General features: G+C 72.5%; 1 protein-coding gene and 1 pseudogene. One reads left to right on the top strand and one right to left on the bottom strand.

All coding sequences use genetic code 11. From position 1 onward, the window contains the following. Positions 1-286 (bottom strand): MerR family DNA-binding transcriptional regulator (locus AOK22_RS38850; RefSeq protein WP_157872439.1); only part of this gene is annotated, 286 nt, incomplete at its 3' end. Positions 287-681: 395 nt separating this feature from the next. Between AOK22_RS38850 and AOK22_RS41755 the strand changes: the two are divergent. Continuing rightward, positions 682-1,018 (top strand): annotated as a pseudogene (locus AOK22_RS41755) (ATP-binding protein); the annotation flags it as partial.

Genomic DNA, 1,018 nt, shown 5'->3' with positions numbered 1-1,018 from the left:
GGGCCCGCGGCACGTCCCCGGCGTGCACGGCCCGCATGATCTCCTGGGCGGCGGGACCGTGGCCCCGGAGCAGGGCGCGGTAGGTGAGCAGGGCCCGGCGGTGCCCGGCGCCGAACCTGCGGTACCCGGCGGGGGAGCGCGGGGCGGGCGGCAGGATGCCCGCGTCGGCGTAGTTGCGGATCTGCTGGGTCGACACACCGGCCGCACGGGCCAGGTCGACGGAGCGGAGCGCGCCGCCCTCGGCCTTCTCCCGCGCTTCCTTCGCCCGCACGTCCTGACGGCTCATCGGTGACCTCTCCGGCGACGCTGTTCCGCCGCCGCTCGTGAAGGTTACCCGGGCGGGGGGAGGGCTCGGGGACCCCGTCCGACCCCGGTCGGACGGGACGTGCGACCCCCGCCTGACGAGTCCGACGATCTTGGTCGGGTGGGAGAAATGATCTTGGCCGAAATGGGTGGATGATCTTGTACGAACACGTGGGACGATCGTGACCGGAAAGATCGCTTCCGCCCCCTGGCGCGTACCGGACCAGCTTGATCCACATCCCCCTGAACCCTATAAGCTCCCTCGTGGTGCGCCGTGTTGACGTGAGTGCGATCCGTCGCACGCTGCCGTGCTGCCGTCCCGTGCGGCCTTGAGTTCGTGCTTGTCTCCCGTTCGATCGCGTTGGTTTGAGGATGCAGATGGAACTTGCCACTCCGCCACCGGCGGCGGCCCCGGAGCCCCGGGCCTGGCACGCCTGGTGGCTGTTGCCGCTCGGCTTAGGCGCGGGCACTCTCGCCGCCGCGGTGGCCGGGCCGGAAGAGGCCCGAATATCCCTCGTGCTCGCGGGAGTCGGTGCCACCGCGGCCGCCACCTTCTGCGTGCGACTGCTGCTGCGCACGCGCCAGGAGCTGCGCCGCGTCGCCGCGCAGGTCCAGGCCACCCAGGTCAGCCACTCCCGCCAGTGGCAGCAGCACGTGGCCTCCCTCGAGCACGACTACGCGACCGGCCGCGCCGCCCTGGAGGCCCGCCTCGCCG

It is taken from the genome of Streptomyces silaceus, from assembly GCF_001419745.1.
In the GTDB taxonomy this organism is placed as follows: Bacteria; Actinomycetota; Actinomycetes; order Streptomycetales; family Streptomycetaceae; genus Streptomyces; species Streptomyces silaceus.
This window is presented reverse-complemented; position numbering and strand designations above follow the sequence as displayed.